We start from the raw sequence: 8767 nt of genomic DNA, 5'->3' as shown, positions 1-8767 counted from the left end.
AAACCTTTTTTATCGAAAACGAAAGGGACCCTTCCTGGGTCCCTCTCGTAACTCTCTCCCTTCCCGTCGATGTCGTCCCCTCTCCTTTTTCGACAGGCTGGCCGGCGTGGGGAGCCCCACGCCGGCCTCTTTCTCGCATTTTCGCTCTTTCGCATCATCCGGCCAGGATGTCCGCCGCCAGCGTGTCCGCCAGGGCCTCCAGCTCCTGCCGCTGGGCGTCCTTCACGGTGGACTTCAGGCTGACCGTCCCCTCCAGGACGGTCATGTCCTTCATGCTCCCCAGCAGCTCCTTCATCTGCTTGCCGGACACGGCGGCCCAGGTGCCGTTCTCGATGAGGCCCACCGTCCGGCCCCGCAGGCCGTGGGACTTCAGGTCCCGGAGGAAGTTATCCATCGGCGTATAGATCTCGCCGTTATACGTGGCGGAGGCGAAGACCAGGTGGCTGCACCGGAACGCCTCGGCCACCAGATCGGAGACATGGGTGTGGGACACGTCGTACAGCCGCACGTCCCGCACGCCCTTGTCCGCCAGCCGGGCGGCCAGGATCTCGGCGGCGTTCTCCGTGTTGCCGTAGACGGAGCCGCAGAAGATGGCGGCGGTCCGGTCCTCGGGCGTATAGCTGCTCCAGCGCTGGTATTTCTCCACGAACCACTCGATGTCCTTGCGCCAGATGGGGCCGTGGAGGGGGCAGAGGTACCGGATGTCCAGTCCCGCCGCCTTTTTCAGCAGGGCCTGGACCTGCGCGCCGTACTTGCCCACGATGTTGGTATAGTACCGCCGGGCGTCGGGGAGCCACTCGGCCTCGAACCTCACCTCGTCGGCGAAGAGGTTCCCGTTCAGCGCGCCGAAGGTGCCGAAGGCGTCGGCGGAGAACAAGATCTTATCGGCGGCGTCATAGCTCACCATGACCTCCGGCCAGTGGACCATGGGGGCCATGACGAAGGTGAGGGCATGCCGCCCGGTGGAGAGGGTGTCCCCCTCCTTCACGGTGACGCAGCGGTCCGTGACGTCGGCGTCGAAGAACTGCCCGATCATGGAGATGGCCTTGGCGCTGGCCACCACCTGGGCCTTGGGATGGGTGCGGAGCACCGCCCCCAGGGTCGAGCAGTGGTCCGGCTCCATGTGGTCGACGACCACATAGTCCAGGGGGCGGCCCTGGAGGGCATGCTCCAGGTTCTCATAAAAGTGGGAGCCCACGGCGCTGTCCGCCGTGTCCAGCAGGACGGTCTTCTCGTCCAGGATCAGGTAGGCGTTGTAGCTGACGCCCCGGGGGATGGGATAAACGTTCTCGAACAGGCTGAGCCGCCGGTCCGACCCGCCGATCATAAGTACATCCGGCGTGATGTTCCGTACACAATACATGACGTTCGATCTCCTTTATGCATGATGGCTTTCGCAAGGTTAATCTACTCCAGATCGTCCGGTTTGTCAAGGGTTTGACAGGCACGGGGAGGACGTGCCTCCCAGGCACGCCCCCCGGGCCGTCAAAAAAGAGGGAGAGGGGCCCGGGACGGGCCCCTCTCGCGCTCGATCGTACGTCCTCCAAGCCTTTTCGGAGGTCCGGAAGGCCCGCCCCGCCGGTGGGGAGGTCGTTCCAGCCGGCCGGGACGCGCCCGCCGGGCGCGCCTTTGCGGATCATCCCAAAAACTGTCCGGGATCCCGCAGGGCCTCCGCCGTCTCCGCCGGGACGTCGAAGGTGAAGGTCAGCAGGTCCCCCAGGTCCACCCCCAGCACAGAGGGCAGATCTTCCAGGATCGTCACGGTCACCACGTCCTCCGACTCCGAGACGGTGAAGCGCATCAGGTCCTCATACTCCCGGTCCTCGGGCTCCTGCCCGGCCTTCAGGGTCTCCTGCTGGCAGTAGACGTAGCTGCAGGCCGGGCCGCCGGGATCCCCGGCCGTCCGGATCTTCCAGCTGCCGTCGTCGCCGAGCAGATCGTCCAGGGCCTCGATCCGCTCCTCATCCGTGACGGTCCCGGCCTCTGTGGCGGCGGGCTCCCCGTCCGACACGTCCAAGATCTTCCAATGATGGTCCTTGCCGCCGCGGTCCTCCTCCCGGCGGTCCCAGGCGTCCTTCCACTCCTCCCAGCCGTCCTCCAGCTCCTCCATGGACTCCTCCCAGTCTTCCTGGAACCCCTCGTCCCAGGGGGAAGTCATCACGACGGCGGGCATACACCCGGACAGCAGGGCCAGCGTCAGGGCCAGGGCGCAAAGCATGCTGGATCTCTTCATCTTCATCGATATCTCCTCCTCGACCGGCGGCCGTCCTCCGGTCCTCTCCGTGATGCGGGCATCGCGGGAGGACGCTCACTCCAGGTTCAGGTGCTTTTCCAGGAAGAACGCGGTGACGGCGTAAAAGATCGCGCCATAGACCACCACGCACCCGATCATGAACAGCAGCCCGATGTGGATGGCCGCGGCGGCGGACATGTCCCAGTCTATATTCAGGAAATTTGGGATCCTCAGACGGTCCAGGGCCATGAACAGCAGGGACCCCAGGAACTGCAGGGCGAACTGGAAGCCGAAGAACCACGCCACGGACCAGACCATCTTGTGGTCGGGCCGGCTGTGCCCCGCCGCCAGGGCGGCATAGAACTGGAGGGAGAACACCGCCATGGCCAGGAACACCAGGACGGCGGCCTCCGCCAGGTAGACCGTGCCGTTGAGGGCCTCGCTGATCTTCAGCAGCCGGAGGCCCTGGAAGAACTCGCCCAGGAAGTGGAAGAAGGCCCGCAGGAAGCCCACGTCATAGGCCACGATCATCCCCGCCAGGACGACAGCCAGCACCGTCACGATGAACCACACGGCGGAGACGATGAGCTTCGACCAGATGTGCTGGTGGACGGAGACGGGGAGGGTGAACATCAGATAGCCCTCGTCCTGCAGGAGGTTCTTGTAAAACCGCTGGATCATCAGCACGAAGGCCATGACGAACACGCCCGCGATGGCGAAGCCGAAGGCCATGACGATCAGCACCGCCAGGACGTTCAGGATGTTGGACTGGCTGCCCATCATCCTCCTCCCGGCGAAGTTGGAGCCCACGGCCGTCACCAGCAGGATGAGATACATGGGCAGCATGATGCGCCCCGTGGCGCGGAACTCGTGCTTCAACAATTTCCTCAGCATTTGAACACCTCCCGGAACAGCGCGTCCACGCTCATGCCCTTCTCCTCCCGGATGCCGTCCACGCTGGACTGGAGCACGACGCGCCCCTGGTCGATGAAGACGACCTCGTCCAGCACCTTCTCCACGTCGGCGATCAGGTGGGTGGAGATCACCACCGCCGCCTGGGGGTCGTAGTTGCCGATGATGGTGGAGAGGATGTAATCCCGGGTGGCGGGGTCCACGCCGCCGATGGGCTCATCCAGCAGGTACAGCTTCGCCGCCCGGCTCATGACCATGATGAGCTGCACCTTCTCCCGCGTGCCCTTGGACATCTGCTTGATGGTCTGGACGGGCCGGATGCCCAGGTGGTCCAGCATCTCCTCCGCCGCGTCCCGGCGGAAGTCTTGGTAAAAGTCCCCGTAGAAGTCCAAAAGCTGCCTGGCGGACATCCAGGTCGGGATGGCCGTCCGCTCCGGGAGGTAGCTCACCAGGCTGTGGCTCTCCTTCCCCGGCGCCGCGCCGCAGACGGCGATGTAGCCCCCGTCCGGGGTCAGCAGGCCGTTGGCCAGCTTGATCAGCGTGGTCTTCCCGCTGCCGTTGGGGCCCAGCAGGCCCACGATGCGGCCCGGCTCGATCGTGAGCCCCACTTCCTCCAGCGCCGTGGTCCGGCCAAAGCGCTTGGTCAATCCCCTGCATTCAAGCACCGGCATCGTCCGTGCCCTCCTCTCCCAATCCCTGTCCGATCAGGTCGATGATCTCCTCCCGCTGGAACCCCAGCCGGAGCATGGCCTCCAGGAACGTCTTCACATGCCGTCCCGCGAGGCTCCGCTTCGCCGCGTCTATCATAGTATCGTCCTCCGTCACAAACCTGCCCGCGGTCCGCTGGCTGTACACCAGCCCGTCCCGCTCCAGCTCCGCCAGCGCCCTCTGCATGGTGTTGGGGTTGACCCCGGCCTCGGTGGCCAGATCCCGCACGGAGGGCAATCGCTCCCCAGGGGGGAACGCGCCGGTGACGATGCCCACTTTCACCTGCCAGATCAGCTGGGTATAGATCGGGGCGTCGTTGGAAAACTGCCATTGCATCTCGCGCACCTCCTGCCCATCCTTTTGTATTACGCAACTAATACAATAGCACATTATCCGGAAATGTCAAGGGGTCTGCGCAAAATTTTATGGACCGGCGGGGAGACGGCGCCCCGCCCCCGGCCCCGGGCGCCCTCCCGCCCTTGCAAGCGCCGCCCCGCTGTGCTATAATCAGGGGACCGCCGGAGCGCGGCCGGCAGATCGATCGAGGAGGCGTCTATGTCGAAACTCAGCAAGCAGCAGCAGAAACAGGCCCGGCAGCGGGAGAAGCGGGACTTCCGCCAGGCCATGGAAAAAGAGCTGCGGGAGCACAAGAGCTCCTTCATCGTCTTCTATGTCCTCCGGGCCCTGGCCATCGTGGCCTTCGTCCGGCAGATCATGCGGGGCGGCTATGAGAGCGCGTTCTACTGCGCCCTGGCCTACCTGCTGCTCTATGTGCCCAGCTGGGTGCAGGTCAAGCTCCACATCGAGCTGCCCCCGGCGCTGGAGATCACCGTCCTGTGCTTCATCTACGCGGCGGAGGTCCTGGGGGAGGTCAACGCCTTCTATGTCGTCGTCCCCCACTGGGACACCATGCTCCACACCCTCAACGGCTTCCTGGCCGCCGCCGTGGGCTTTTCCATGGTGGTCCTGCTCAACGACGACGAGCGGCTCACCTTCGACCTCTCCCCCGTCTTTTTGGCGCTGGTGGCGTTCTGCTTCTCCATGACCATCGGCGTGCTGTGGGAGTTCTTCGAGTTCGGCATGGACATGTTCTTCCACACGGACATGCAGCGGGACACGGTGATCGACGCCATCTATTCCGCCAGCCTGGACGCGACCCGCTCCAACAAAGTGGTGGCCCTGCCCGGCATCCGGGACGTGGCCGTCAACGGCGAGAGCCTGGGGCTCGGCGGCTATCTGGACATCGGCCTCATCGACACCATGAAGGACCTGTTCGTCAATTTCATCGGCGCGGTGGTCTTCTCCGTCACCGGCTTCTTCTACGCCAAGAGCAAGGGCCGCACGCGCACGGCGGCCCAGGGCTTCGTCCCCAGCAAGAAGACGGCGGACCACGACTACCTCCGGCAGGCCCAGGAGGAGAACGGAGAGGGCCCCGGCGGGGGATCGTGTTAAATTTTTGTTACGCCGTTGCATTCCTCGAATTAAATGGTATGATGTGGTTGGATAAATTTTATGCAAAGGACTTGATAGCATGACTAAGATCGACATCATCTCGGGGTTCCTGGGGGCGGGCAAGACCACGCTCATCAAAAAGCTGCTGGCGGAGGCCTACCGGGGCGAGAAGCTGGTGCTCATCGAGAACGAGTTCGGCGAGATCAGCATCGACGGCGGCTTCCTGAAGGAGTCCGGCGTCCAGATCTCCGAGATGTCCTCCGGCTGCATCTGCTGCTCCCTGGTGGGGGACTTCAGCAAGGCCCTCAAGGACGTGGCGGCTCAGTTCCACCCGGACCGCATCCTCATCGAGCCCTCCGGCGTGGGCAAGCTCAGCGACGTGATCGTGGCCGTGGAGGACACCGCCGCCCAGGCCCCGGACCTGAAGCTGAACAGCTTCGTCACCGTGGCGGACGCCTCCAAGGTGAAGGTCTATATGAAGAACTTCGGCGAGTTCTACAACGACCAGATCGAGTCCGCCGGGACCATCGTCCTCTCCCGGACCCAGAAGCTGAGCCAGGAGAAGCTGGAGGCGGCGGTGGCCATGCTCCGGGAGAAGAACCCGGACGCGGCCATCCTCACCACGCCCTGGGACAGCCTGGACGGCAGGACCATCCTCTCCGCCATCGAGAAGGTCTCCCTTGCGGACGAGCTGCTGGCGAAGATGCGGGCGGAGCACGAGGCCGAGGAGGCGGAGCACGCGCATCATCACCATGAGCACGACCACGACCATGGGCATGACCATGAACACGAGCATGAGCATCACCACGACCATGAGCATGGCCATGAACATGAGCACGACCATCACCATGACCACGACCATGAGCACGGCCATGAGTGCGACGACCCCAGCTGCTCCTGCCACCACCATCATCACCATGCCGACGAGGTCTTCACCTCCTGGGGCAGGGAGACGCCCAAAGCCTTCACCCAGGCGGGCATCGAGGCCATCCTCACCGCCCTGGACTCCGGCCGGTACGGCAGCATCCTCCGGGCCAAGGGCATCGTGAACGGCGGCGACGGCACGTGGATCGAGTTCGACTACGTCCCCGAGGAGCACGAGATCCGCGCCGGCCATCCGGACTACACCGGCCGCCTCTGCGTCATCGGCGCGGAGCTGGAGGAGGCCGGGCTGTCCGAGCTCTTCGGCCTGTAAGCCCCGAAAGGAAGTTCACGCTATCATGGATATCCCTGTCTATCTGGTCGCCGGGTTCCTGGACTCCGGCAAGACCAATTTCATCAACGGCGTCCTGGAGGACGGCTTCGCCCGCCAGGACAAGACCCTCCTCCTGCGCTGCGAGGAGGGGGAGGAGGAGTACGACGCCAAGGCCCTGGACAACGTGACCGTCGTGGACATCGGGGACGAGGCGGAGCTGACCTGCTCCCGGATGAAGGAGCTGGAGAAGGAGCACCGGCCCAAGCAGGTCCTCATCGAGTACAACGGCATGTGGCAGATGGAGCGGCTGTACCGGGAGGTCCTCCCCGCCAACTGGGTGCTCTACCAGATCATGACCTTCGTGGAGGCGTCCACCTTCGAGCTGTACGCCAAGAACATGGGCCAGCTGATGATGGAGAAGATCGTCAACGCGGACCTGCTGGTGTTCAACCGGGCCACACCGGAGCTCCGGGAGTCCCTGCGCAAGAGGAACCTCCGCATGGTGAACCGCCGGGCGGACATCTACTTCGAGAACGTGGACGGCACCAGCGAGGACTACCTCACCGGGGACGAGTGCCCCTTCGACCTCAGCCAGCCGGTGGTGGACGTCCCCGACGACGACTTCGGCGTGTGGTACGTGGACGTGATGGACCACCCGGACCGCTGGGCGGGGAAGGAGGTCCACATGAAGCTCCTCATGTGCCACTCCAAGAAGTACCCCGGGATCCACTGCCCCGGCCGCTTCGCCATGGTGTGCTGCGAGAACGACATCCAGTTCCTAGGGCTGGTGGCCAAGGGCGTGGGCCTGAAGGACTACAAAAACCGGGACTGGGTGGAGGTCACCGTCCGCATGGCCGTGGAGAAGCACGACGCCTACCAGGGCAAGGGCCCGGTGATGCACGTGCTGTCCATCGCCCCCTGCCAAAAGCCCGCCCAGGACGTGGTGACCTTCTGATACCGTCTGTGATATGCCGAAAAAAGCTCCCCTCCGTCGTGGTACGGAGGGGAGTCCCTCTTGTCGACTACAGGTCCCGGGGAAGGAAGGCCCCGTTGACGTCGTAGAGCGAGACCCATGTCGGATGCGGCTGCTCCATCAAGGGCAGGGCCAGGAGGGAAATGTTCAGCGCAGTCCGGAGGTCGGTGTCCACGCAGGTCCTCAGGAAGCAGTTGTCGACACCATATTCAAAGTAGTACGCCTCCTCCGGCAGCTCCACGCCGGAGACGACGATGACGGGCTGCTCCCGGGTGCCGAAGTTCCACTGGAGGAGCCCATCGGCTCCCGGATCGATACGGGACCGGCCGCCCAGGATGCGGTAGCGGTCCTGGGCATCCTCCTCGTCCCGGTAGATCTCGTCCTTCTGCCAGAAGCTCATGCACCACTCCCCCTCCCGGTCCGAGAGGAGGACGGCCATGTAGTCCCCCAGGGATACCGTCTCCCGGACATGCAGGCTCTTGGGGTCGACCCGGGTGTCCATGCCCTGCTCCTTAAAATAGTCCACCGTGGCCTCCGCCACGTCTCCCTCCTCGTTGGGGTCGACGGAGCTGGTGTAGTGGGCCCAGCGCTCCGCCCGCTCCTGCTCCGCCAGCGCCCGGGCCTGTTCCGCCTCCCGCTGGGCCTGGACGGAAACGCCGACGCCCCAGACGGCCAGGGCCGTCACCGCCGCCAGGGCCAGCCAGGCCAGCCACTTCCACCGCTTTTCCCGTTTCATGCTCTCCATGAGTTGTCCTCCCGCCGTTTTCGGCAATTCCTCGCTTGTCAGTTCCTTCCCGCTCAAAAGCTCGCTGACCGACAGGCCCAGGGCCTTGGATAAGGGCTCCAGGCTGTCCAGGCCGGGCATCCCCCGGCCGGTCTCCCAGCGGCTGACGGCCTTGTCCGTCACGTGGAGCCGCTCCGCCAGCTCCGCCTGGCTGAGGGCCAGCTGTCTGCGCCGCTGCGCGATCAGCGCGCCGGTGGCTTTCGTGTCCATCGTCCTCAACTCCTTTGGGCATAGTATCGCACAAAAGCGGGAGGATGTCACCCTATGCTCCGTAGAGTGGGGGCGGGGGCCCGCCGTCCCGAAAGCCTCCCGGTAAATGGCGGGAAGAATTTTCGCTTCCCCCTTTACTTATGGCGGGACTGCCATTATAATAGGGAAGGGAAACGTTGGGGCCCCGCGGACCGCGGAGCCCTTCTTTCGCTGGCCGGAGACGTGCATCCGCCGCCAGGACCCCCGGGGCCGGACAGGCCCCCATCACCGGCTGGCCGCTGGCCGTGAGCAAGCGGAACG

The 8767-nt window shown here is 64.6% G+C and carries 9 protein-coding genes; 3 read left to right on the top strand and 6 right to left on the bottom strand.

Features of this window, described 5'->3' with window-relative positions; translation table 11 throughout:
* Positions 1–154: 154 nt before the first annotated feature.
* The 5 genes from QZ332_RS12185 to QZ332_RS12165 form a co-directional block, all read right to left on the bottom strand.
* Positions 155–1363, bottom strand: a complete 1209-nt coding sequence (locus QZ332_RS12185; RefSeq protein WP_295765815.1) for an FprA family A-type flavoprotein — start codon at positions 1361–1363, stop codon at positions 155–157.
* A 273-nt stretch (positions 1364–1636) separates the two neighbouring features.
* Positions 1637–2239 (bottom strand): hypothetical protein, encoded by a 603-nt coding sequence (locus QZ332_RS12180; RefSeq protein WP_295765812.1) that lies wholly within the window; start codon positions 2237–2239, stop codon positions 1637–1639.
* Positions 2240–2308: 69 nt separating this feature from the next.
* Positions 2309–3127, bottom strand: a complete 819-nt coding sequence (locus QZ332_RS12175; RefSeq protein WP_295765809.1) for a hypothetical protein — start codon at positions 3125–3127, stop codon at positions 2309–2311.
* Entirely contained in the window at positions 3121–3816 is a 696-nt protein-coding gene (locus tag QZ332_RS12170) for an ABC transporter ATP-binding protein (RefSeq protein WP_295765806.1), read from the bottom strand. The genes QZ332_RS12175 and QZ332_RS12170 overlap by 7 nt, the downstream gene beginning before the upstream one ends.
* The gene (locus tag QZ332_RS12165; RefSeq protein WP_295765803.1) at positions 3803–4189 is read right to left on the bottom strand and encodes a GntR family transcriptional regulator; all 387 of its coding nucleotides are present in this window, start codon (positions 4187–4189) and stop codon (positions 3803–3805) included. Before QZ332_RS12165 ends, QZ332_RS12170 begins: the two co-directional genes overlap by 14 nt.
* A 219-nt stretch (positions 4190–4408) precedes the next feature.
* Between QZ332_RS12165 and QZ332_RS12160 the strand changes: the two genes are divergently transcribed.
* From QZ332_RS12160 to QZ332_RS12150, 3 genes are all read left to right on the top strand, one after another.
* Positions 4409–5305 carry a hypothetical protein gene (locus QZ332_RS12160; protein ID WP_295765800.1) on the top strand — a complete coding sequence of 299 codons (897 nt, stop codon included), beginning with the start codon at positions 4409–4411 and terminating at the stop codon, positions 5303–5305.
* Between the two features lie 79 nt (positions 5306–5384).
* Positions 5385–6500, top strand: a complete 1116-nt coding sequence (locus QZ332_RS12155; RefSeq protein ID WP_295765797.1) for a CobW family GTP-binding protein — start codon at positions 5385–5387, stop codon at positions 6498–6500.
* A gap of 25 nt (positions 6501–6525) precedes the next feature.
* The gene (locus QZ332_RS12150) at positions 6526–7455 is read left to right on the top strand and encodes a GTP-binding protein (protein WP_295765794.1); all 930 of its coding nucleotides are present in this window, start codon (positions 6526–6528) and stop codon (positions 7453–7455) included.
* A gap of 67 nt (positions 7456–7522) precedes the next feature.
* Here the strand turns inward: QZ332_RS12150 and QZ332_RS12145 are convergent, their stop codons facing one another.
* Positions 7523–8467: a helix-turn-helix domain-containing protein gene (locus QZ332_RS12145; RefSeq protein WP_295765791.1), complete on the bottom strand. Its 945-nt coding sequence runs from the start codon at positions 8465–8467 to the stop codon at positions 7523–7525.
* Between the last annotated feature and the right edge of the window lie 300 nt (positions 8468–8767).

The organism is uncultured Oscillibacter sp. (assembly GCF_910584465.1).
In the GTDB taxonomy this organism is placed as follows: domain Bacteria; phylum Bacillota; class Clostridia; order Oscillospirales; family Oscillospiraceae; genus Oscillibacter.
This window is presented reverse-complemented; position numbering and strand designations above follow the sequence as displayed.